Annotated in this window: 22 protein-coding genes, 1 tRNA gene and 1 pseudogene; 23 read left to right on the forward strand and 1 reads right to left on the reverse strand. The window is 67.6% G+C overall.

Going from position 1 to position 20,297, the window contains the following annotated elements; translation table 11 throughout:
- Positions 1–11 precede the first annotated feature (11 nt).
- The 11 genes and pseudogenes from M3N53_12140 (at position 12) to trpE (ending at position 9,964) form a co-directional block, all read left to right on the forward strand.
- A complete protein-coding gene (locus M3N53_12140) occupies positions 12–1,445 on the forward strand; it encodes an NAD(P)/FAD-dependent oxidoreductase (protein ID MDP9069078.1) in 1,434 nt (477 codons plus the stop codon).
- 62 nt (positions 1,446–1,507) lie between these two features.
- Complete coding sequence (locus M3N53_12145; GenBank protein ID MDP9069079.1) at positions 1,508–1,669, forward strand: hypothetical protein; 162 nt, start codon at positions 1,508–1,510, stop codon at positions 1,667–1,669.
- 202 nt (positions 1,670–1,871) lie between these two features.
- Complete coding sequence (hisD, locus tag M3N53_12150) at positions 1,872–3,176, forward strand: histidinol dehydrogenase (GenBank protein ID MDP9069080.1); 1,305 nt, start codon at positions 1,872–1,874, stop codon at positions 3,174–3,176.
- A complete protein-coding gene (gene hisC, locus M3N53_12155) occupies positions 3,173–4,240 on the forward strand; it encodes a histidinol-phosphate transaminase (GenBank protein MDP9069081.1) in 1,068 nt (355 codons plus the stop codon). Before hisD ends, hisC begins: the two co-directional genes overlap by 4 nt.
- On the forward strand, positions 4,237–4,827 hold the full coding sequence (gene hisB, locus M3N53_12160; protein MDP9069082.1) for an imidazoleglycerol-phosphate dehydratase HisB: 591 nt from the start codon (positions 4,237–4,239) through the stop codon (positions 4,825–4,827). The genes hisC and hisB overlap by 4 nt, the downstream gene beginning before the upstream one ends.
- Positions 4,824–5,390, forward strand: a complete 567-nt coding sequence (gene hisH / locus M3N53_12165) for an imidazole glycerol phosphate synthase subunit HisH (GenBank protein MDP9069083.1) — start codon at positions 4,824–4,826, stop codon at positions 5,388–5,390. The genes hisB and hisH overlap by 4 nt, the downstream gene beginning before the upstream one ends.
- Positions 5,387–6,160, forward strand: coding sequence for a 1-(5-phosphoribosyl)-5-[(5-phosphoribosylamino)methylideneamino]imidazole-4-carboxamide isomerase (hisA, locus tag M3N53_12170; protein MDP9069084.1), 774 nt, complete (start codon positions 5,387–5,389; stop codon positions 6,158–6,160). The genes hisH and hisA overlap by 4 nt, the downstream gene beginning before the upstream one ends.
- 9 nt (positions 6,161–6,169) lie before the next feature.
- Complete coding sequence (hisF, locus tag M3N53_12175) at positions 6,170–6,958, forward strand: imidazole glycerol phosphate synthase subunit HisF (GenBank protein MDP9069085.1); 789 nt, start codon at positions 6,170–6,172, stop codon at positions 6,956–6,958.
- Complete coding sequence (locus M3N53_12180) at positions 6,955–8,097, forward strand: M24 family metallopeptidase (GenBank protein ID MDP9069086.1); 1,143 nt, start codon at positions 6,955–6,957, stop codon at positions 8,095–8,097. Before hisF ends, M3N53_12180 begins: the two co-directional genes overlap by 4 nt.
- Before the next feature lie 8 nt (positions 8,098–8,105).
- Positions 8,106–8,420 (forward strand): annotated as a pseudogene (gene hisI / locus M3N53_12185) (phosphoribosyl-AMP cyclohydrolase).
- A gap of 86 nt (positions 8,421–8,506) precedes the next feature.
- Entirely contained in the window at positions 8,507–9,964 is a 1,458-nt protein-coding gene (gene trpE, locus M3N53_12190) for an anthranilate synthase component I (GenBank protein MDP9069087.1), read from the forward strand.
- On the opposite strand, the gene M3N53_12195 is transcribed toward trpE, so the two are convergent.
- Positions 9,952–10,218 (reverse strand): PRC-barrel domain-containing protein, encoded by a 267-nt coding sequence (locus tag M3N53_12195; GenBank protein ID MDP9069088.1) that lies wholly within the window; start codon positions 10,216–10,218, stop codon positions 9,952–9,954. The two genes, trpE and M3N53_12195, sit on opposite strands and share 13 nt — an antisense overlap.
- A gap of 19 nt (positions 10,219–10,237) precedes the next feature.
- On the opposite strand from M3N53_12195, the gene M3N53_12200 reads away from it, so the two are divergent.
- From M3N53_12200 to M3N53_12255, 12 genes are all read left to right on the forward strand, one after another.
- A complete protein-coding gene (locus tag M3N53_12200) occupies positions 10,238–11,023 on the forward strand; it encodes a hypothetical protein (GenBank protein ID MDP9069089.1) in 786 nt (261 codons plus the stop codon).
- 9 nt (positions 11,024–11,032) lie between these two features.
- Positions 11,033–11,803, forward strand: a complete 771-nt coding sequence (gene trpC / locus M3N53_12205) for an indole-3-glycerol phosphate synthase TrpC (protein MDP9069090.1) — start codon at positions 11,033–11,035, stop codon at positions 11,801–11,803.
- Positions 11,800–12,975, forward strand: coding sequence for a tryptophan synthase subunit beta (gene trpB, locus M3N53_12210; protein ID MDP9069091.1), 1,176 nt, complete (start codon positions 11,800–11,802; stop codon positions 12,973–12,975). Before trpC ends, trpB begins: the two co-directional genes overlap by 4 nt.
- Entirely contained in the window at positions 12,972–13,790 is an 819-nt protein-coding gene (gene trpA, locus M3N53_12215; GenBank protein ID MDP9069092.1) for a tryptophan synthase subunit alpha, read from the forward strand. Before trpB ends, trpA begins: the two co-directional genes overlap by 4 nt.
- A gap of 209 nt (positions 13,791–13,999) precedes the next feature.
- Positions 14,000–14,082: transfer RNA gene (locus M3N53_12220), tRNA-Leu, on the forward strand.
- Between the two features lie 41 nt (positions 14,083–14,123).
- Positions 14,124–14,411, forward strand: coding sequence for a hypothetical protein (locus M3N53_12225; protein ID MDP9069093.1), 288 nt, complete (start codon positions 14,124–14,126; stop codon positions 14,409–14,411).
- Positions 14,412–14,413: 2 nt separating this feature from the next.
- Positions 14,414–14,989, forward strand: coding sequence for a response regulator (locus tag M3N53_12230; GenBank protein MDP9069094.1), 576 nt, complete (start codon positions 14,414–14,416; stop codon positions 14,987–14,989).
- Positions 14,990–15,202: 213 nt separating this feature from the next.
- Positions 15,203–16,417, forward strand: coding sequence for a branched-chain amino acid ABC transporter substrate-binding protein (locus M3N53_12235; GenBank protein MDP9069095.1), 1,215 nt, complete (start codon positions 15,203–15,205; stop codon positions 16,415–16,417).
- 112 nt (positions 16,418–16,529) lie between these two features.
- Positions 16,530–17,483, forward strand: a complete 954-nt coding sequence (locus M3N53_12240) for a branched-chain amino acid ABC transporter permease (protein MDP9069096.1) — start codon at positions 16,530–16,532, stop codon at positions 17,481–17,483.
- Positions 17,483–18,748 (forward strand): branched-chain amino acid ABC transporter permease, encoded by a 1,266-nt coding sequence (locus M3N53_12245; GenBank protein ID MDP9069097.1) that lies wholly within the window; start codon positions 17,483–17,485, stop codon positions 18,746–18,748. The genes M3N53_12240 and M3N53_12245 overlap by 1 nt, the downstream gene beginning before the upstream one ends.
- Positions 18,748–19,578, forward strand: coding sequence for an ABC transporter ATP-binding protein (locus M3N53_12250; protein ID MDP9069098.1), 831 nt, complete (start codon positions 18,748–18,750; stop codon positions 19,576–19,578). Before M3N53_12245 ends, M3N53_12250 begins: the two co-directional genes overlap by 1 nt.
- Positions 19,571–20,296: an ABC transporter ATP-binding protein gene (locus tag M3N53_12255; GenBank protein ID MDP9069099.1), complete on the forward strand. Its 726-nt coding sequence runs from the start codon at positions 19,571–19,573 to the stop codon at positions 20,294–20,296. The genes M3N53_12250 and M3N53_12255 overlap by 8 nt, the downstream gene beginning before the upstream one ends.
- Position 20,297 lies beyond the last annotated feature (1 nt).

A 20,297-nucleotide genomic window follows, 5' to 3' on the forward strand; every position in this document is an offset into this window, starting at 1 on the left:
GGGGTAGCGCGATGACCGCCGCGGCGGCGGGATACGACGCCGTCGTGGTGGGATCGGGACCGAACGGGCTCGCCGCTGCCATCGAGGTGGCTCGCGCGGGGCGATCGGTCCTCGTGCTCGAGTCGAGTGATAGGCCCGGTGGCGGATGCCGCTCGGCCGAGTTGACGCTGCCCGGCTTCGTCCACGACGTCTGCTCGGCGATCCACCCGCTCGCGGTGGCGTCGCCTTTCCTCGCGTCGGTGCCCCTCGAGCGGCTGGGGGCGCGGGTCGTTCAGCCCGAGATCCCGCTGGCGCAACCTCTGGACGGCGGCCGCGCCGCGCTACTGCGACGGTCGGTCGACGAGACCGCGGCGGGACTCGGCGCCGACGCGAAGGCCTACCGGCGGCTGATGGGGCCGCTGGTGCGCTCGGCCGATGCGCTGGTCCCCGAGTTGCTCGGACCGTTCCGCGTGCCTCGTCACCCGTTGGCGATGGCGCGGTTCGGCTTGAACGGGCTGCGTTCCGCCACCTCTTTGTTCGGCTCCCGCTTCGAGGGCGACGCGCCGCAGGCGTTGCTCGGCGGCGCCGCGGCGCACGCGATGTTGCCGCTCGAGCGGCCTCCGACGGCCGCGGTTGGCCTACTGCTCGGGATGCTCGCTCACGCCGTCGGATGGCCGGTGATAGAGGGCGGCTCGCAGAAGCTGGTGGATGCGCTCGTCTCTTACCTGCGCGAGCTGGGGGGAGACATCGAGACGGGCGACGCCGTGACCTCGCTCGCCCAGCTGCCTACCAGCAAGGCCGTGTTCTTCGACGTGTCGCCGCGCCAGATGCTCGCGATCGCGCGCGACGACCTGCCCCCTCGGTATGCGAGGAGGATGGCGCGCTACCGGCACGGGCCCGGCATCTTCAAGCTCGACTGGGCGCTGGACGGGCCGGTCCCGTGGAGCAATCGAGACTGCGGACGCGCGGGGACCGTGCACGTCGGGGGGACGCTTGGGGAGATGGCGGTCTCGGAGCGGGCGCCGTGGGAGGGCCGTGTCCCCGAGCGGCCGTACGTCCTGGTGGGTCAGCAGAGCGTGTGTGATCCCACCCGCGCCCCGGCTGGGAAGCACACGTTGTGGGCCTACTGCCACGTCCCCCACGGCTCGACGGTGGACATGAGCGAGCGCATCGAGGCGCAGATAGACCGATTCGCCCCCGGGTTCAGAGACCGCATCCTGGGGCGGTCATCGATGTCCCCGGCTGAGATGGAGGCGTACAACCCGAACTACGTCGGCGGCGACATCACGGGCGGGGTGCAGGACCTACGTCAGACGTTCGCGCGTCCGGCGGCGCGCGTGAATCCCTACACGACGCCGAACGACCGCCTCTACATCTGCTCGGCCTCCACGCCTCCGGGCGGCGGCGTGCACGGCATGTGCGGCTATCACGCGGCCAGAGCCGCTCTGACGCGGGCCTTGCGCTGATGCCTTGTTACCGGTGCGATCGCGTGCAAACCGATCCGATAAAAGGTGCCTCGCCGTGGGCCGTGGCGGTCGTGAAGCGCGAGCAGGTGCTGGTTTGCCCGGTGTGCCAACAGGAGCATCCGGAGTGGGTCGACGAGTTGGATCGCTGTCCCCGGTGCGGCAGCACGCGCCTCAAGATGATGCTGGGCTCGGTCGTCTGCAAGGTGTGCGGAGCCGACTCTTAAAGCAGCCGGCTCCGCAGTAGCTCTGAAGGTCCCAGCAACTTCCCCGCGCATCGCGGCCTGCCCCGCGACGGTAGCGATCCCGCCCACCTCCGCCGGTGGATCGAGGTAGATAGCCGGGGTTCAACGCTGCGCAATGATGCGAACGCGGTTCGGCGCGTCGACGTCTGTTCGCTAGCGCACGGCGCCCTTTAGGGTCGCTCTCATGTTGGAGATCATCGACGGGCGCGACCAGCTCGCTCCGGTTCACATCCCGCGCCCGCGCCCGGTCGGCGGCCGCGATGAGCCGTCGACGGTCGTCGCTCGGGTCGTCGAGGACGTGCGGAGCCGCGGCGACGCAGCTCTCATCGACTACTCGCGGCGGTTCGACGGTGTCGACCTGACCCCGGAGCGCCTGCAGGTGGACGAGGCCGCGATCTCTCAGGCTCGCAACCTGGTGCGGCCAGAGCTGCTGGCGGCGCTGGAGGTCATGGCGGAGAGGCTCCGGGCGACCTGCGAGCGTCAGGTGACGGGCGAGTGGCTGGACCAGAGGCCGGACGAACAGGTAGGGGAGCTGATCAGGCCACTCCGGCGCGTGGCCGCCTACGTCCCCGGCGGGCGCGCCGTATACCCCTCTAGCGTCGTCATGGCGGCGGTGCCTGCCGCCGTCGCCGGCGTCGAGGGGCTGGTGGTGGCGTCGCCTCCCGCCCCGAACGGGGAGGTCGCCGAGACGGTGCTGGCCGCTTGTGCCGTGTCGGGCGTGCGGGAGGTCTATCGGATCGGCGGCGCGCAGGCGATCGCGGCGCTCGCCTACGGGACCGAGACGGTGCGACCCGTAGACAAGATCGTCGGACCCGGGAACATCTTCGTGACGTTGGCGAAGAGGATGGTGCGCGGGTGGACCGGGATCGACACCGAGGCGGGTCCGACCGAGATCCTGATCGTGGCGGGTGAAACGGCAGATCCGCACGTGATCGCCCATGACCTGATCGCGCAGGCAGAGCATGGCCCGAACGGGTCGCACGTGCTGGTCACCTGGGTTCCGGAGTTGGCGGAGCGTGTGCTCGAGGTCTTGGAGATGCATATCGCGCGTCACGAGCGCGCCGAGGACGTCGAGAACGCTCTGATCGAGGGGGGCCGGGCGGTCCTGGTGCGCGACGTCGGTCACGCTCTGGACACGGCGAACGCGTTCGCGCCCGAGCACCTGCAGCTCGATTTCGAGGGAGACCACGCCGCTCTAGGCGACGTCCACAACGCGGGCTCTGTCTTCGTCGGTCCCTACTCACCCGTAGCGATCGGGGACTACGTCGGGGGCACCAACCACGTGCTGCCGACCGGAGGAGCCGCGCGCTGGTCTTCGGGCCTCGGGGTCAACGACTTCCTGAAGAGGATCTACGTGTCCAGCTACGACAAGACGGCTCTGGCGCGGCTCGCGCCTCACGTCGACGCGCTGGCGCGCGCGGAGGGTCTTCCCGGACACGCGCGCTCGGTCCACGCTCGGCTCGACGAGATCGGGCCGTACCTCCCGTGAGCGCTCCTCCCCTCTCCGTGCGCCCGGACCTCGTCGGCCTGGAGCCCTATGTGTCGCCTCAGCAGCCGGCGCGGTTCCGCATGAACACGAACGAGTCTCCCTACGCCCCTCCGCCCGAGCTGGTCGACGAGGTATCGGGCGAGATAGAAGAGATCGCGCTCAACCGTTACCCGGACCGCGACGCGAACCTGCTCTACAAGGCGATGTCGGAGCACCTCGAGTGGCCGCGCGAGGGGCTTTGGATCGCCAACGGCTCCAACGAGGTCTTCATGCACCTCTTCCTCGGGTTCGGTGGCGCCGGCCGCTCGACGTTGCTGTTCGACCCGACCTACTCCTTGCACTCGTTGATCCCGAAGATCGCGTCGACGCGGGTGCACGAAGTCGCGCGCGCCGAGGACTTCACGATCGATATGGACACCGCGCTCGACGCGATGGCGCGGGAGCGTCCGGAGATAGTCATCGTGTGCTCGCCGAACAACCCGACGGGCGGGACGGAGCCGCTGGCGAGCGTACGGGCGCTGCTCGCCGCGGCCCCCGGCCTCGTCGTCGTCGACGAGGCCTACATCGAGTTCGCGCACCCCGAGGAGAGCGTTCGGAGCCTGCTGAACGAGCACGAGAACCTGGTCCTGGTGAAGACCTTCAGCAAGGCGTGGCGTCTCGCGGGCGTTCGTATCGGCTACATGCTGGCGCAGCCGTCGCTGGTGTCGGAGCTCTCGCGGGTCCGTCTCCCGTACCACCTGTCGGCGCCGACGCAGGTGGTGGGGCGCGCGGCCTTGCGGCACGCGTCGAAGACACTGGAGCTCGTCCGTTCGATCGCGGGGGAGCGGGACCGCATCGTTGCCGAGCTGCAGTTGTTGGGGATCCGGACCTTTACGTCGCGAGCCAACTTCGTCCTGTTCGAGGTGGACGACCCCCCTGCCGTATGGCGGCGGCTGTTGGATCAGGGAGTGCTGGTCAGGAGCTATCCGGGCCACCCGCGTCTGGAGCGGTGTCTGCGCGTCACGGCGGGGCTTCCGGAGGAGACCGACGCTTTCCTCGCCGCGATGCGCGCGGCGGTTGCATGAGCGAGAGGCGCGGGCACGTCGAGCGCAAGACGAGCGAGACCGATATCTCGGTCGAGCTCGAGCTGGATGGCGGCGACATACGGATCTCCACCGGCGTCCCCTTCTTCGACCACATGTTGGACCAGGTCGCGCGCCACGGGCATCTCGGTCTGCGACTTCAGGCGCGGGGCGATCTGGAGATCGACGCGCACCACACGATCGAAGACACGGGGATCGCGCTGGGAGAGGCGCTGGCGCAGGCGGTCGGCGACAAGGCCGGGATCCGGCGCTATGGCGACGCCCTCGTGCCGATGGAGGAGGCGCTCGCGGAGGTGGCGCTCGACATCTCCGGGCGCCCGCTGCTGGTGTACGACGCCGAGATCCCGGCGGACTCGATCGGGCAGTACGACGTCGGGCTGACGCAGGAGTTCCTTCAGGCGCTGTCGAGAAGCGCGGGTCTCACGGTGCACGTGCGTCTGCGCTACGGACGCGACCCTCACCACTGCGTCGAGGCCATCTTCAAGGCCCTGGCGCGCGCATTGTCCGACGCACTGCGGATAGACGATCGAGCGGGCGGGACGATCCCGTCCACGAAGGGCGTCCTGTGAAGGTTGCCGTGCTCGATCACGGGATGGGCAACCTCCGCAGCGTCGCGAAGGCGCTGGAGGCGGCGGGGGCAACCGTCACCGTCACGAAGCGCCCGGAAGACATCGAGGCTTCGGACGGTCTGTGTGTTCCGGGCCAGGGCATCTTCGGGCGCTGCATGGCGAACCTGGCCGAACGTGACCTCGCGGACCTTGTGCGGGCGTGGGTGTCGGACGACCGGCCGTATCTCGGCATCTGCCTGGGGATGCAGGTGCTGTTCAGCAGCAGCGAAGAGGGCGGCCACCACGAGGGCATGGGTCTCATCGAAGGCAGCGTGACGAAGCTTCCCGACACGGTCAGGGTCCCGCACATCGGCTGGAACGAGGTGTCGGGGCAGTACTTCTACTTCGACCACTCGTACGCCGCTCACCCCACCGACGAGAGCATCGTCACGGGATGGTGCGAGCACGGTGAGAGCTTCGCGGCCGAGATCAGACGCGGCTCGATCGTGGGCGTCCAGTTCCACCCCGAGAAGAGCGCGCGGGCCGGCATCGCCTTGCTCGAGGGGTGGGTGGCTGCCGCGTGAGCTTCACCGTCTATCCGGCCGTCGACATCTCACAAGGCCGTTGCGTTCGTTTGCTCGAGGGCCGCTTTGGTTCGGAGACCGTGTACTCCGACGACCCGGTGCAGGTGGCCCTCGGGTTCGCTTCGGCCGGAGCCAGGTGGCTCCACATCGTCGATCTGGACGGGGCGAAGACGGGGGTGTCGGCAAACCGCGAGCTGGTGCTCGAGGTCGTGCGACTCGCCTCGTGTCCGGTTCAGGCCGGCGGCGGGTTGCGAACCTTCGACGACGTGCACGAAGTGCTGCTAGCCGGTGCGAGCAGGGCCGTCCTCGGCACGTTCGCGTTGGAGGACGAAGCTGGGCTCGCCGCGCTCTGCAGGGAGTTCGGACCCCGCGTCGCCGTGTCTCTCGACGCTCGCGGAGGTGAGCTGGCCAGCCACGGCTGGACGGTGGGTACGGGCGTTTCCGTGCTGGACGCGGTGCAGGCGTTCGAGGCCGCGGGTGTCTCCGCCTTCGTCTACACCGACGTGGGACGCGACGGAACGATGAAAGGGCCCAACATCGCCGGTCTTCGCCGGCTGCTGGACGCGACATCACTTCCGGTCATCGCGTCGGGAGGCATCGCGACGTTGGACGATCTGCGCGGGGTGGCGCGTCTCAAAGAAGAAGGTGTGAGCGGCGTCATCGTCGGACGGGCCCTGTACGAGCACAGGTTCTCGGTTGGAGATGCGAATCTGGCCGCGGACGAGGTGGCGCACGGCCGCTCGCCACAGTCTCCGCTCATCGAGCCGTAGTCGATCGCGATGCCACTGACGAAGAGGATCGTTCCTTGTCTGGACGTCGAGAAGGGCCGCGTCGTGAAGGGTGTGAGGTTCGTCGACCTGCGCGACGCGGGCGATCCCGCCGAGCTGGCGGCGCGTTACGACGCCGAGGGTGCGGACGAGCTCGTGTTCCTGGACATCACCGCCTCCCACGAAGACCGCGACCTCATCCTCAACGTCGCCACGCGCACGGCGGAGAGTGTGTTCATCCCGCTCACGGTCGGGGGTGGGGTGAGAAGTGTCGACGACGTGAAGCGACTGTTGACCGCGGGTGCCGACAAGGTCGCGATCAACACCGCGGCGGTGAAGGACCCGCGGCTGATCCACGCCGCGGCCGGCGAGCTCGGCAGCCAGGCGATCGTCGTGGCTATCGATGCACGGCGGCGCGAGATCTCCTGCGGAGAGGTCTCGTGGGAGGTGTTCGTGAATGGCGGTCGCACCCCGACGGGGTTGGACGCGATCAGGTGGGCCCGGATGGTGTGCGAGATGGGAGCGGGCGAGATCCTGTTGACCTCCATGGACCGCGACGGCACAACCGATGGATACGACGTGGTGCTCACCCGTTCGGTGTCGGACGCCGTCCCTGTTCCGGTGATCGCGTCGGGAGGCGCGGGGACGCCGGAGCACCTTGCCGACGCGGTAGACCCGGACGTCGGGGGAGCGGACGCCGCGCTGGCAGCGTCCGTCTTCCACTTCGAAGAGTTCTCGGTCTGGGAGGCGAAGCAAGCTCTGGTACGGCGGGGGCTCCCCGTTAGGATTCCGCAGCCATGACGACCTATCTCCTCCACGACGACGCGCTCGCCAGCCGCGAGCTGCGCCACGAGATCGGCGAGGCGGTCATGGACCCGATCACGTTCATGGAGCAGGACGGGCGCCGAGTCGTCGTGGGCAGCCCGCTGGAGGAGGCGATCTTCGAGACGCGCGAGGACGTGGTCGACGAGTTCTGGAGCGTCGATGACTTCGGGTACGACGCGCTGTTGAGGGACGACTCGTTCCCGAACGACCTGCTGGGCGCGGAGATGGTGTTCAGGGTCCTGGAGAAGCTCGGAAGCTCGGACGTCTGCGTCCCGGCTTCATTCTCCGTCCTGATCGCCGACTACCTGCGCGACAAGGGGATCCAGCTGCGCGTGGATCAAGCCGCGTGGGCGCAGCGACGGCGACAGAAGACGCCGTGGGAGCTCGAGGGGATCGAGCGTGCTCAGCGGGCCGCGGAGACGGCGATGCTGACCGCGGCGCGGATGCTGCGCGACGCCGAGCCCACCCGCGAGGGGCAGCTTCGTTTCGAGGGCGAGATCCTCACCGCGGAACTGATCCGCGTGGGGATGGAGGCTGAGCTCCTCGCGCAGGGGGCCGAGAGCCAGGACATCCTGGTGCACGCCGGCGACGCGTGTCTGCGCGGCCACGACATCGGGACGGGCCCGATCCTCCCCGACACCTCTTGCATCATCGATTGCTTTCCTCGCGACCGCCGCACGGGCGTCTACTCGGACATGACGCGCACCTTCGTGGCCGGCGCGCCGTCCGACGAGCTGCAGAAGCTCCACGGAGACTGTTCGCGCGCGCTGGAGATCGCTTTCGAGTCCATCAGGCCCGGCCGCAAGGATGCCTTCACTGCCGTTGCCCGCTACTTCGACTCGCAGGGCTATCCCACCCAGCTCACGCACCACGGGCCCGGCAGCTTGCGGCAGGGCTTCATGCACTCGCTCGGACACGGGGTTGGGCTGGAGGTGCACGAGCAGCCGTGGATAGGACGCCGCGCGGACGAGTTCCAGGTCGGCGATGTGGTCGCGGTGGAGCCGGGCCTCTACTTCGAGGGGATCGGCGGCGTTCGCCTCGAAGACACGGTGCTCGTTACCGACGAAGGCGTCGAGCACTTCACCGATCCGTACCCCTACGGGCTCGAACCGTAGCCGCGCAGGTGGATCCCGGCGAGCTCGTCTACGACGAGCGCGGCCTGCTGCCCGCGATAGTTCAGGACGCAGCGACGAGAGACGTACTGATGCTCGCATGGGTCGATGCGGAAGCCGTCCGCCGCACGCTTGACACCGGCACGACGTGGTTCTGGAGCAGGTCTCGCAGCGAGTACTGGAACAAAGGCGCCACGTCGGGCAATACACAAACGCTGCGCGAGCTCCGCTACGACTGCGACCAGGACGCGCTGCTCATGATCGTCGATGCAGCCGGGCCCGCGTGTCACACCGGCGAGACCTCCTGTTTCTACCGGAGCCTCTCGGCCCCCACCGCCTGACGTTGTCGCCGGGTCCGCGTCACCGCCCGACCCTGGACGAGTTCAGGGCGCTGGTCTCGGAGTATCCGGTCGTGCCGGTGTGGCGGGAGGTGCTGGCAGACGCGCAGACGCCGGTCGGAGCCTTCCTTCGGCTCGAGCCGCGTGCGGACGCCTTCCTCCTGGAAAGCGTGGAGGGCGGTGAGCGTTGGGGCCGCTACTCGTTCGTCGGAGGCGACTCGTTCGGCGTCGTGACCGCGAAAGACGGCACCATGACGATCCAGGGAGAGGCCCCGGTCGTACCGGTCGCCGGCGAGCGGCCGCTCGCGTTCGTGCGACGACTGCTCGACGCTCTCAGGGCTCCGGTGCTGCCGGGTCTCCCGCCCTTCCACGGCGGCGCGGTCGGCTACATCGGCTACGACTGCGTGAGAGAGCTCGAGCACCTGCCGGACGCGCCGGTGGACGATCTCGGGCTTCCGGATCTCGCGTTGATGTTGACGCGGACGCTCGTCGTGTTCGATCACCTCGCCCAGAAGGCCTTTATCGTCACCAACGTGTGGACGGCAGGCTCGTCGGGTGACGTCGAGGCGGATTACAACGATGCGACCGCCCGCTGCGACGACATGGCGCGCGCACTCTCCGCGCCCATCGCGGCCCCCACCGTGGAGCTCGACGCGGGCGCCGCCGAGGGTGCCTCCGCCCCGGTGGACGACGATGCGTACGCGGCCTGGGTGGCCGCGGCGAAGGAGCACATCCTGGCGGGCGACATCTTCCAGGTGGTCCCGTCGCGGCGGTTCGAGGCGCCGCTGAAGGGCCCCGCCTTCGGCGCGTACCGGGCGCTCCGTTCGCTCAACCCGAGCCCCTACATGTACTTCCTGCGCTTCGGCGAGCTCTCTGGCACGCTGCCTCTGGAGATCGCAGGCTCCTCACCGGAGCCGCTGGTGCAGGTACAAGGCGACCGGGTCGTGACCCGGCCCATCGCGGGCACCCGCCGGCGGGGCCGGGACGAGGCCGAGGACCTGGCGCTGGAACGGGCTCTGCTGGCGGACGAGAAAGAGAGGGCCGAGCACGTGATGCTCGTCGATCTCGCGCGCAACGACGTCGGGCGCGTGTCTGCCTACGGAAGCGTGGAGGTGGACGAGCTGATGACGGTCGAGCGGTACTCGCACGTGATGCACATCGTCTCTAGCGTCAGCGGCCGGCTCGCGGCCGGCTCCAGCGCCTTCGACGCGCTGACCGCCTGCTTCCCGGCGGGAACGGTGTCCGGCGCCCCGAAGATCCGGGCGATGGAGATCATCGACTCGATGGAGACGACGCGCCGGGGCCCCTACGCCGGAGTCGTCGGCTACTTCGACTTCTCCGGCAACATCGACACCTGCATCACGATCCGCACCATCGTTGCCACCGGCGGGCGTGCATACGTTCAGGCGGGCGCAGGGGTGGTGGCGGATTCGGATCCGGCGTCGGAGGCGGAGGAGACGCGGGGTAAGGCGGAAGCGCTGCTGCGGGCGGTCGCGGCGGCCGAGCGCTTCGCTCCAGATCAGCCTTCGTAGACCTCGAGCTTCTCGGCTTCGGCAGAGTTGATCGTCAGCGTCACCGCGTCGGCCGTCATGTCACCCACGACGTCGGCGGGCGCGAAGCGGTCGGAGCTGAAGAGACCCGAGCTGATCGTCAGCCCGGAGAAGATGTCCTTCTGACCATCGGCGATGACCTCGGCGACGGCGCCGAGCTCCTCGCCATCCGCGGACAGGACGCGGGTGCCCTTCTCGAGCGTGATCCACGACACGGGCGCTTCGTTGTCTGTCATCGCAACCGATACTAGGCGGATGTGCAGATTGTGGGTCGCCTCTTTCGGAGCCGTGGCGGTGCTCGCGGCGTGCACGGGATCGGAAGCGGAGCCGGCGGCCAGAGCGGACGCGCCCGGCCCCGCTGAGGTTCAACTGGACGCGGTCGAGGAGCACGCCAGGCAGTTCGACGAGGACCTGCCGCAACGTCCGGCGGGCTCGCAGCAGGAGTTCGCCGCCGCCACCTACATCACGGGGCACCTGCAACAGGCGGGTTACGAGGTGCGCCTCGCGTCGGTCCCGTACAAGGACCTGGTCCGTTCGACCAACGTGGTGGCTCTGCCCCCCGGCGGCGAACCCATCGAAGCCGTGGTGACGGTCCTCTACGACACGACGCCGTCGACGCCGCCGCACGGGCGCGACATAGGGCTCTTCCTCGAGATCGCGAGAGCGCTGCGCGTCGAGGAGCCGAACCATCGAGTGCAGTTCGTCGCGCTGGGAGCCGAGGTCACCGCGGAGAACGGCGGCAACCTGGGCAGCCGCGCGCTTGCCGAGGAGCTGGCGGAGTTGGAGGAGAAGCCCCCGGTGATCGGTCTCCTCGAGGTCCCCGGTGGCGGGTTCCGCGCGCCGGGCCCGGCGGGCGACGACCTGAACCGGATCGCGCTCGACCTGGACCTGCCGCTGGCACGGCCGCTGTCCGAGCCGCTGCTGCCTGCTTACCTGCGAGCTACGACCATCTATGCGGGGGAGCGCATCCCGCACGCAGTTGCAGCCGGCGGTGTCGAAGAAGTCGGGCGGGTCGTGCTCGAGTTCCTGGGCGCTCGTTAGGGTCCATCGATGTCTTTCCTGGCCGGCCTCGTCTCGTCGACCCGCGCGCGTGTGGCCGAAGCCAAGGCGAAGGTGACCGAGGACGCCCTGGAGCAACGACTCGCATCCGTCCCCGCGCCGCGCGACTTCGCGGCCGCCCTCGTCGGCGACCGGATCAGGGTGATCGCCGAGATAAAGCGCGCAACGCCCAGCCGTGGGCCGCTGGATCTCGACCTCGACGCCGGGCGCCTCGCGCTCGCGTATGCCGACGGCGGAGCCGCGGCCATCTCGGTGCTGACCGAGCCCGACCACTTCAAGGGGTCGCTGGAGGACCTCGAGGCCGCGCGGGTCGCGCAGCTCCCCCTTCTGCGCAAGGACTTCATCCTGGACGAGTTCCAGCTGATGGAGGCGCGAGCCGCCGGCGCCGACGCGATCTTGCTGATCGTTCGCATCCTCGGCGACCGTCTCGAGCCCCTGCTGCGGGCGACACGGGCGCTCGGCATGGAGGCTCTGGTCGAGGTGTTCCACGAACACGAGCTCGAGACCGCGATCGCCGCCGGCGCCAGCGTCGTCGGAGTCAATCACCGGGACCTCGAGACCTTCCAGGTCGACCCCCGACGGACGCTCGCGCTTGCGCCACTGATCCCTCCGGGCGTGATCTTGGTTGCGGCGTCCGGCGTCTCCACGTCACACGAGGTTCAGGAGCTGCGTGCCGCGGGCGTCCACGCGATCTTGGTCGGCGAGGGCTTGGTCACTGCGAGCGATCCCGCCGCGAAGCTGCGGGAGCTGATCGGCGCGTGAAAGCCCAACCCATCGCCGATCACCTCGGGCGGTTCGGAGAGTTCGGCGGCCGCTACGTGCCGGAGGCACTTATGGCCGCACTCGAAGAGCTCGAAGCGGAGTGGAACGCGGCGCGGGCGGATCCCGCGTTCGAGGCTGAGCTCACCGGGCTCCTGCGAACGGTTGTCGGAAGACCGACGCCGCTCTACGAAGCGGAGCGGTTCTCCGAGCTGGTCGGAGCGCGCGTGTTGCTGAAACGTGAGGACCTCGCGCACACCGGTGCGCACAAGATCAACAACACGCTGGGACAGGTGCTGCTGGCGCGCAGGATGGGGAAAGACCGCATCATCGCCGAGACGGGGGCGGGGCAACATGGCGTCGCCACCGCGACCGCAGCCGCTTACTTCGGGCTCCCGTGTGTCGTCTATATGGGCGCGACCGACGTGCGCCGCCAGAACCTCAACGTCGTGCGCATGGAGATGCTGGGGGCGGAGGTCGTGCCGGTCGAGGCGGGCTCCGCGACGCTGAAGGACGCGATCAACGAGGCACTGCGCGACTGGGTTACGAACGTGGAGAGCACCCACTACGTGATCGGCTCCGTCGTCGGGCCTCATCCATACCCCGAGCTCGTCGCCGCTCTGCAATCGGTGATCGGAGAAGAGGCGCGAGCGCAGATCATGGAGCTGACCGGCGCGACGCCGGACCGCGCGGTCGCCTGCGTCGGCGGCGGGTCGAACGCGATCGGGCTGTTCCGCGCCTTCTACGACACGGGGGTGACCCTCGTCGGCGTCGAGGCGGCGGGCGAGGGTCTGGACGGACGTCACGGCGCGTCGTTGACGATGGGCACGCCCGGCGTCCTCCACGGTTGCCGCAGCCTGCTCCTCCAGGACGAGCAGGGCCTCATCACAGAGGCGCACTCGGTTTCGGCCGGGCTCGACTACCCCGGCGTTGGTCCCGAGCATTCCTGGCTTGCAACGACGGGCCGCGCTCTCTACGAGTCGGTCACAGACCGGGAGGCGCTGGACGCCTTCGCGGCCCTCGCCTCGACCGAGGGGATCCTCGCCGCGCTCGAGTCGTCCCACGCGCTGGCCTACGTCCTGCGGGAAAAGCCTGCCGACGAGACCATCTTGGTGGGTCTCTCTGGCCGCGGAGATAAAGACGTCTCCACGATCGCGGAGGCAGTGGGGAGGTGACGACGCTCCTCGATCACCTCCAGGCGCGGCGGGACGGGGGGGCGAAGTTGCTGGTTCCGTACCTCATGGCGGGCGTTCCCGAACCGGCAGCTTTCTCCGACGCCCTGTCGCGTCTGTCGGGATCGGCCGACGCGATCGAGGTCGGGCTGCCCTTCTCGGACCCGCTCATGGATGGCCCGGTGATCGCCTCCGCCGGTGAGCGCGCGCTGCGCAATGGGATCGGCCCCCGCGCCGCGATGGAGCTGGTGAAGGAGGTCCCGCAGTCTGGAACGCCGCGGATCCTCATGACCTACTACAACCCGATCCACCGCGTGGGGGAGCTGGAGTTCTGTCGGCGCGCGGCGGCCTCCGGCATCAGCGGGTTGATCGTTCCCGACCTCCCGCTGGAGGAGTCGGCGCACCTGCGGAACGCTGCCGCCGCCGACGGGCTCGCGTGGATCCCGCTGGTCGCGCCGACCTCTTCGCAGAAGCGCATCGAGGCGCTCGCCGCGACCTGCACGGGCTTCCTTTACGCGGTCTCCGCGCTGGGCGTCACTGGCGTCCGGGCTTCGCTGTCCGAGAGAGCCGCGGCGGTGACCGCGGCCTGCAGGGCGATCACGGATCTTCCGGTTCTGGTGGGGATCGGGGTCTCTACCGCCGCGCATGCGGTGGAAGCGACGCGCACGGCAGACGGTGTGGTCATCGGATCCGCGATAGTCAGAGCGGTCGTAGACGAGGGGGTGGCCGCAGCGGTCTCGTTCCTGGACGGGGTCCGCCGCGCGCTGGACGAAGCCGGGGGAGGTGCTACCGGGGCCGGCGGCCCCGCTGGATCCTGATCTGCCTCACAGGAACCTCCTGGGTTCGGACTTCGTCCACTTTTTCATCTATCGGCATCGCGGCCACGGATTTGAAGCTTTCGTTACTCATTCCTCCGAAGAACGAGGCCATGCAACCCGCGACATGTATGGGGTTCGGTGGCGGGACATGAAATGGATCGAGAAGCTCGACGTTGTGGTGGGGTCGAAAAAGTAGACTCCCGCGTCGGGCCGGGATGGCGGAACGGCAGACGCGATGGACTCAAAATCCATTGTCCGCAAGGGCGTGCGGGTTCGAATCCCGCTCCCGGCACCGCTTCCACTGCGCTGGACGCCCCTATACTTCGGCGTCCGATGGACATCCAAAAGAGCCTCTCCCAGCTCGGCGAACGCATCACGCGCGCCCGTGAAGACCTCCGCATAGTCGAGGAACAGCTCCTGTTCCAGATGGACGTGTTGGAGGAGGCGAAGACGCGGATGCTCGTTGCCGAGACACCGCTCGCGGACCGCGAGTACCGGGTGGCCCGCGAGGACCACGACCGCCTCGTCCAGGAGCGCGAACGGGTGACCCAAGAGATCGCGGAGCTACAGCGGGAGCAGGATCGCCTGCTCGACCGCATGCTCGCGACGCCGCCGGTCTGACGATGGCCGAAGGCGCGAAGAAGCGGGTCGTGATCGCGGAGGACGAGGCGATCATCCGGCTCGATCTCAAGGAGATGCTCGAGGAAGAGGGACTCCAGGTCGTGGGGGAGGCCGCCGACGGAGAGGCCGCGGTCAGGCTCGCTACCGAGGCGCAACCGGACCTCGTGATCATGGACATCAAGATGCCGGGGATGGATGGGCTGAGCGCGGCCGAGCAGCTGGCGGAGAGCGGCGACACCGCCGTCCTGATCCTCACGGCTTTCTCGCAGAGGGACCTCGTCCAGCGCGCGGCCGAGGCCGGCGCCATGGGATACCTGGTCAAGCCTTTCCAGAAATCCGACCTGATGCCGGCGATCGAGATCGCGCTCGCCCGCCACGCCCAGGTGGCGGCCCTGAAGAGAGAGTCGTCCGACCTCACCGAGCAGCTGGAGACGCGCAAGGTCGTGGATCGGGCGAAGGGCAAGCTGATCGACGGCCACGGCCTCAGCGAGGCCGACGCCTTCCGCTACATCCAGAAGAAGGCCATGGACGAGCGCCGTCCGATGAAAGAAGTGGCCGCCTCCATCCTGGAGGGTTAGCGCGCAGGCTCGAAACGAGGTATCCTCCGACACTTGTAGTAGGGGTGTCCGGGAGCTGTCTCGCCGGCAGGAGTCAGACAGCGCAAGCTGACCGAAAACGTGCCATCTCGACGTCACATCGGTACACTTGCGCCGCTCTGCCGCCTGGTGGCGGAATAGCAAGCGGCATCTCGTAATGGGCGTGGGCCCGCAGGTATGAGCAAGGGGGAGTGGATGAAGCGAAGCAGGTCGTTCGTATTTCTGGCTCTGGTAATGGTGCTGTCGCTGGTAGCGGCGGCCTGTGGCGGCGGCGACGATCCCGGGCCGACAGCAGGCCCCGACGAGGAGATCAACTGCAACTGGACCATCGGCGCCATGGGCGCCTACTCCGGGGCTGCTGCTGCTCTGGGTCAGCGCATCGTCGAGGGAACGCAGAAGGCGATCGACGAGGCCAACGAGGCCGGCGAGGTCCCATGCACGCTCGAGATCCAGAAGGAAGACAGCCAGGGCGACCCGAACCAGGCCCCGGCTCTTGCCGACAAGCTGATCGAGAACGAAGAGCTCGTGTTCTGCGCCTGCCCGTACTTCTCGGGTGAGACGCTTGCGACGGGTGCGAAGTTCAGCCAGGCCGGCATCGGTATGTCGGGTACGGGCACGAACGAGACGATCGACGAGCAGGGCTTCGAGACCTGGTTCCGTGCCGTTGCGCCGGACAACATCCAGGGCGAGGTCGCGGCGGACTACCTCGCGAACGTGCTCGGCGCGCAGAGCCTCGCCGTCGTGCACGACAACCAGGACTACTCGAAGGGCATCGCCGAGGTCGTGATCGAGGCGGCAGGTCCGGACGTTCTGGCGACCGAGGACGCGTTCGTGATCGACCCCGAGGAGACGGACTACTCCGCAGTGGTCAGCAAGATCAAGGCGGCCAACCCCGACGCGATCTTCTACGGCGGTTACTACGAGGAGGCGGGTCTCCTTCGCAAGCAGCTCGTGGAGAACGGCGTGGACGTGCCGTTCATGTCCGACGACGGCGCGCTCGACCCGGGCTTTGTCGAGTCCGCGGGTGACGCTGCCGAGGGTGTCATCTGGAGCTGTCCGTGCGCGGACCCCCTCAAGATCGAGGGTGCCTCTGAATGGGTGCAGTCGATGAAGGACGAGTTCGGGCCGAAGGCACCGGGGACGTTCGCCGCCGACATGTACGACGTGACAAACGTCGCGATCGAAGCTCTGAAGGGCCTGAACGGCGACGAGGACATCGAAGAGGTCCGGGCTGCCGTGGTCGAGTTCTTCAAGAACGCAGAGGGCTTCGAGGGGATCGCGAAGACGTACTCGTGGGACGACACCGGCGAGTTCGAGGGTGGCCCCGAGGACATCTGGATCTACGAGAACAAGGGCGGCGAGATCAAGTCGATCGGCCCCGCCCAGGAGCTCATCGGGCAAGCTGGCTAAACGGCAAGTCGAACGTGAGGGGGACGAATGTCCCCCTCACGTGTATTTTCTGCACCTAATCTTTCGTCCTGTTCATCCGCGGACCTGACGCGGGCGACTCTCGGGGGAGATCTTGGACTGCAACACCGGTCTCATAGGTCCGGCTCTGGTAACGGGTTCGATCCTCGGGTTCCTCTATGCGTTGATCGCGCTCGGCTACACGATGGTTTACGGCGTCTTGAAGCTGATCAACTTCGCTCACGACGCGATCTTCGCCTTCGGAGCCATCTCGACTTGGTTCATCTTCGGCGAGGTCCTCGGCATCGCCGACGCGCAGACGGGCATCGTCCTGATCGCGGTCGTTATTGGCATCCTGCTCATCGGCGGCGTGATGTCGGCCGGAGGCGCCGTGGCACTAGAGCGTGTCGCTTACCGCCCGCTCCGCAAGCGGCACGCGGCCCGACTTTCCTACCTGATCAGCGCCATCGGAGCCTCGTTCTTCGCCACCTATCTCTTCCAGCAGGACTTCCTGCCTTTCTTGCTCGGTCCCGGCCCGCGTCAGTATCCGCCCGTTCTAGCCGCGGGACCCGACGCGTTCAGCATCGACATCTTCGGGTCCCGAGTCACCTCGCCGGAGTTCCTCATGGTGGTTGTAGCGATCGTGTGCTTCGTCATCCTCGACAGGTTGATCAACCAGACCTCGACCGGGCGCAGCATCCGCGCGCTCTCGGAGGATCCCGTTGCCGCTCAGCTCATGGGCGTGAACGTGGACCGCGTCATCATCATGACCTTCTTCATCGGAGGGTTCTTCGGTGGAGTGGCCGGCGCGATGTACGGGCTCCTGTTCGGGTCCATCGCCTGGAACCTCGGGTTCATCCCCGGCGTAAAGGCGTTCACCGCCGCGGTTCTCGGTGGTATCGGCAACATCCGCGGCGCCATGCTGGGAGGTTTGCTGTTGGGGCTCATTGAGAACATGAGCACGGTGTGCATCGGCTCTGAATGGAAGAACGTCATCGCGTTCACGGTGCTGCCACTGGTGTTGATCTTCCGACCGACCGGCATCATGGGTGAAAGGATTGGCGGCTGATGGCGTCCACCGGAGGAGCCGCTACGGCTCGTAGCGACGACCTACGCCCGTACCTCGACCGCAACTACCCGCGCCTGTCGCAGAGGCTGCCCGACTCCGTCGTCGCTCCCAGCAACATCGCGTGGCGTGGCTGGCGGCGTCTCGGCTACTTCCGCTACCTAATCGCGGCCGCGCTCATGGCCGTGATCCCCTGGCTGATGGACAACGACTACTTCCCGATCCTGCAGGGGGGCTATGGCATCAACGTCTTGTTCACGACCGGGTACTGGATCCTCTTGACGCTCGGGCTGAGCGTCGTCGTGGGTCTCGCGGGCCTCCTCGACCTCGGGTACGTCGCCTTCTTCATGCTGGGCGCGTACACGACCGCTCTGATGACGGATTCGGGCTCGCCCGATCAGTTCCACATCGTCGAGTGGCCGACGTGGACCGTGCTGCCGTTCGCGGTGTTAGTTGCGATGCTTGCGGGATTCGTGCTCGGTGTCCCGACACTGCGATTGCGCGGCGACTACCTCGCCATCGTCACGCTCGGCTTCCACGAGATCGTCCGGCAAGGCGCGAACAACCTCACGATCACCAACGGCTCGCGTGGCATCGCCCAGATCCCGTCGCCGGAGATCAACCTGCCCTTCTGGCAGCTCGACTTCGGGCTCGACGCCGAGTACTACTGGTGGTTCTTGCTGATCCCCGCCATCTTGCTGGCCGTCATGATGATCCGGCATCTCGACAACTCGAGGGTCGGGCGCTATTGGGCGGCGATCCGAGAGGATGAGGTTGCTGCCGCGGCGATGGGCGTGCCGGTGACGAAGATGAAGGTGCTCGCGTTCGTGATCGGAGCATCGGTCAGTGGCGTCGCAGGCTGGATCTATGCCATCAAGTTCGGATACATCGCCCCTAACAGCTTTCCTTTGCTGCAGTCGATCCTGGTTCTCTGTGCGGTCGTCATCGGTGGGCTCGGCAGCATCGCCGGTGCAGTGTTGGGCGCGATCCTGGTCACGACGCTTCCGGAGATCGTGCGCGAGCTGTCGGGCGGCGAGGAGATCTTGGGCTTCGACATCGAGAGCGGCCGTATCGCCATCTTCGGTGCCCTTCTGATCATCGTGATGATCTACCGGCCCGGGGGCCTGCTGGCAGCGCGCCGTCGCCGCACCGAGCTGCAGGAGGCCGGAGCCGCGGATGGTGTGATTGAAGCTGAGGATCCGCATGCGGCTTCGGTCAAGACGCGCGATGCCGACCTGTGGGACGAGCGCAAGAAGGGGAACGATTGATGGCCGAGACTTTGATGAGCGTCGAAGGCGTCACGATGGAGTTCGGTGGTCTCCGCGCCCTGTCCGAGGTGAACATCGACATCAAAGAAGGCGAGATCTTCGGCCTGATCGGCCCGAACGGCGCGGGCAAGACCACACTCTTCAACTGCATCACCGGCGTCTACACGCCGACCAGGGGCAAGGTCGGTTTCTCCGGGGGCGCGATCACCGGGAAGCGGCCGGATCAGATCGTGGAGCTTGGCGTCTGCCGCACGTTCCAGCAGATCCGCTTGTTCCCGAACATGACCGCGATGGAGAACGTCTTCATCGGCGTCGACGCCCGCCACCAGACGAGCATCTTCGGCGCGATGTTCCGCAGCCCGCGTCACCATCGGGAGGAGAAGGAGGGCGAGGACAAGGCCCTCGAGCTCCTGGAGTACTGCGGGATCCGCAAGTTCGCCAACGATCTCGCGAAGAACCTCTCCTACGGCGACCAGCGGCGCCTCGAGATCGCCCGAGCCCTCGGCACGAAGCCGCGGTTGCTGCTCCTCGATGAGCCCGCGGCCGGCATGAACCCGGTGGAGAAGAACGGGCTGCGCGACCTCGTGCGCAAGATCAGGGACTCCGGCGTGACCGTGCTCCTGATCGAACACGACATGAAGGTCGTGATGGGGCTATCGGACCGGGTCGCCGTCCTGGACCACGGTGAGCGCATCGCCTTCGGCAGGCCCGAAGAGGTCCAGAAGGACCCGAAGGTCATCGAGGCCTACCTCGGCGCCGGAGCCGGCGGCAACGCCGGCAAGAAGGTCGCTCCCGGTGGCGACGCGAGAACGGAAACGTCGGGTGCCTGAGCCACTTCTCGAGCTCAAGGACGTTTCTGTTCGCTACGGCGTGATCGAGGCCGTCCGCGGCATCAACCTGACCGTAGGTGAGGGCGAGGTCGTGACGCTGATCGGCGGGAACGGCGCGGGCAAGACAACCACCCTCCGCGCTATCTCGATGGTGCACGGTCCGGCGCGCGGCGAGATCTTGTTCAAAGGCGAAGACATCACTTCTCTCAGAAGCGACGAGGTCGTCGCGCGCGGCATCATCCACGTCCCCGAGGGGCGCCACATCTTCCCGAGCATGTCGGTCGCGGAGAACATCGAGATGGGCGCTTTCCAGCGAAAGAAGGCGTCTCGCAAGGAGCTCAATGAAGACATCGACCGCGTCTTCACGCTCTTCCCGCGGATGAAGGAGAGGCGGAAGCAGGCCGGCGGGACGTTGTCTGGTGGCGAGCAGCAGATGCTGGCGATCGGCCGTGCCCTGATGGCCAAGCCGAAGCTCCTGATGTTGGACGAGCCTTCCATGGGACTCGCCCCGCAGGTCGTAGAGACGGTCTTCGGCGTGGTCGAGACGATCAACTCTGAAGGCATTCCCGTCCTGTTGATCGAGCAGAACGCCCAGATGGCGCTTCAGGCGGCCAGCCGCGGCTACGTCATCGAGACCGGCGAGATCGTGTTGGAGGACAAGGCAGACAGCTTGTTGGGCAACGACCGTGTTCGGAAGGCGTATCTCGGCGAGGAGTAGC

It is taken from the genome of Actinomycetota bacterium (genome assembly GCA_030776625.1).
Lineage (GTDB): Bacteria > Actinomycetota > CADDZG01 > CADDZG01 > WHSQ01 > MB1-2.

Bases quoted from the DNA above. Each gene is read 5' to 3' on its own strand.
- M3N53_12235 (MDP9069095.1), top strand. From the start codon at position 15,203: ATGAAGCGAAGCAGGTCGTTCGTATTTCTGGCTCTGGTAATGGTGCTG.
- M3N53_12140 (MDP9069078.1), top strand. From the start codon at position 12: ATGACCGCCGCGGCGGCGGGATACGACGCCGTCGTGGTGGGATCGGGA.
- M3N53_12200 (MDP9069089.1), top strand. From the start codon at position 10,238: ATGTGCAGATTGTGGGTCGCCTCTTTCGGAGCCGTGGCGGTGCTCGCG.
- hisB (MDP9069082.1), top strand. From the start codon at position 4,237: ATGAGCGAGAGGCGCGGGCACGTCGAGCGCAAGACGAGCGAGACCGAT.
- M3N53_12195 (MDP9069088.1), bottom strand. From the start codon at position 10,218: ATGACAGACAACGAAGCGCCCGTGTCGTGGATCACGCTCGAGAAGGGC.
- hisF (MDP9069085.1), top strand. From the start codon at position 6,170: ATGCCACTGACGAAGAGGATCGTTCCTTGTCTGGACGTCGAGAAGGGC.
- trpC (MDP9069090.1), top strand. From the start codon at position 11,033: ATGTCTTTCCTGGCCGGCCTCGTCTCGTCGACCCGCGCGCGTGTGGCC.
- M3N53_12225 (MDP9069093.1), top strand. From the start codon at position 14,124: ATGGACATCCAAAAGAGCCTCTCCCAGCTCGGCGAACGCATCACGCGC.
- M3N53_12245 (MDP9069097.1), top strand. From the start codon at position 17,483: ATGGCGTCCACCGGAGGAGCCGCTACGGCTCGTAGCGACGACCTACGC.
- M3N53_12250 (MDP9069098.1), top strand. From the start codon at position 18,748: ATGGCCGAGACTTTGATGAGCGTCGAAGGCGTCACGATGGAGTTCGGT.
- M3N53_12180 (MDP9069086.1), top strand. From the start codon at position 6,955: ATGACGACCTATCTCCTCCACGACGACGCGCTCGCCAGCCGCGAGCTG.
- hisD (MDP9069080.1), top strand. From the start codon at position 1,872: ATGTTGGAGATCATCGACGGGCGCGACCAGCTCGCTCCGGTTCACATC.
- M3N53_12230 (MDP9069094.1), top strand. From the start codon at position 14,414: ATGGCCGAAGGCGCGAAGAAGCGGGTCGTGATCGCGGAGGACGAGGCG.